The 1,251-nt window shown below is 42.8% G+C and carries 1 protein-coding gene; it reads right to left on the reverse strand.

Going from position 1 to position 1,251, the window contains the following annotated elements; all coding sequences use genetic code 11:
• Positions 1-61 precede the first annotated feature (61 nt).
• Positions 62-1,144, reverse strand: a complete 1,083-nt coding sequence (locus AC4J95_RS21035; protein WP_216411147.1) for an IS30 family transposase — start codon at positions 1,142-1,144, stop codon at positions 62-64.
• Between the last annotated feature and the right edge of the window lie 107 nt (positions 1,145-1,251).

Raw genomic sequence — 1,251 nt, forward strand, 5'->3', positions numbered from 1 at the left:
CCCAAATTTCAAGTGCAAGTTAGCCACTTATTGAAATTCATGTGTTATTCAATTTTATTCTCTATTTAGCAGCCAACGATAACTTTGATAATTCTGCTAATAAACACTCGCGTGGAGTGGCATAACCCAATATTTTTCTCGGTAAATTGTTCATCCAGTCTTGGATACGACGAATGGTCGACAGCGCGACGTCTTCCATTCGGGTTCCCTTTGGAATGAAGCGCCGGATCAGGCCATTGTGATTCTCGTTTGTTCCTCGTTCCCATGAAGAATACGGATGGGTGAAGTAAACTTCGGTAATCTCTTTAAGAAGATTAGACAGCCCTGAAAACTCCACACCATTGTCTGAAGTGATTGTTTTGAAAAGCAACGCAAAATCTTTTCCAGCGGCTTCTCTCAACGTCGTCAATGCTCGATTGACTGGGTTCGCCGCTTTTCCGTCAATTTTGATAATCACTTCGTAGCGCGTTTTTCGCTCGGTTAAAGTTAGCAGCGCTTGGTCTTTTCCAACACGCATCCCATTGACCGTATCAATTTCCCAATCGCCGAAACGTTCCCGTTTATCCACAATGTCAGGACGCTTTTCAATCAAGTTCCCAAGAATCGTTTTGTTCTTTCGCGTTCGACTCGTTTTCGTGTTTCGCCGTGTTTTGAGGTGCAGATCGATATTTCTTGTCTCCATCAAGCAGAGATCAATGTAGTTATACAGCGTAGTTGTACAGGGAATTTCTTCATGAGAAAACAAGTTTAGTTTCTTCGCTCGCCCAATGACAACATCTGGAGATTGTTTTTCCTTCTTCATTTGATGATCGGCATAAGCCATGAAATCTGGTGCATCCAGCCACTTGGGCTGTTTCCGAGAATTCCTTCGAGCTTTTTCATAAGCCGCTTGCCCAGCGTCGGGGGAATAGACAAAGGTTTCATACTCGTAGGTTTTCCCGTGATGCGTTTGCCGTTTTATTTGTCGAACGGTTCCATCTTTGATTTCGGTATTGATCGTTTGTGGCGCACGACCAAGAAGTTTCGCGATCGCCCGATTGGATAAGGGCTGTTCTAATTGTTTCCAAGCATGTATTTTGTTTCGCTCTTCCCAATTTAGGTGTAGTCCAGTGCGTGAAATTGTGGTATTCTCGATTTGCGTCATTGTCCGTTCATCCTTTATTGATTGTGTGAGAACTTCAATAATACATGAAATTGGGCAATGACGTTTTTTTATTGTCTTAAGTGGCTAAGTTCATTATAAAATCCGCC

The organism is Enterococcus sp. GPZ-007 (assembly GCF_059374735.1).

Excerpts from the sequence above, each read along its gene's own strand:
- AC4J95_RS21035 (WP_216411147.1), bottom strand. The coding sequence starts at position 1,144 with ATGACGCAAATCGAGAATACCACAATTTCACGCACTGGACTACACCTA.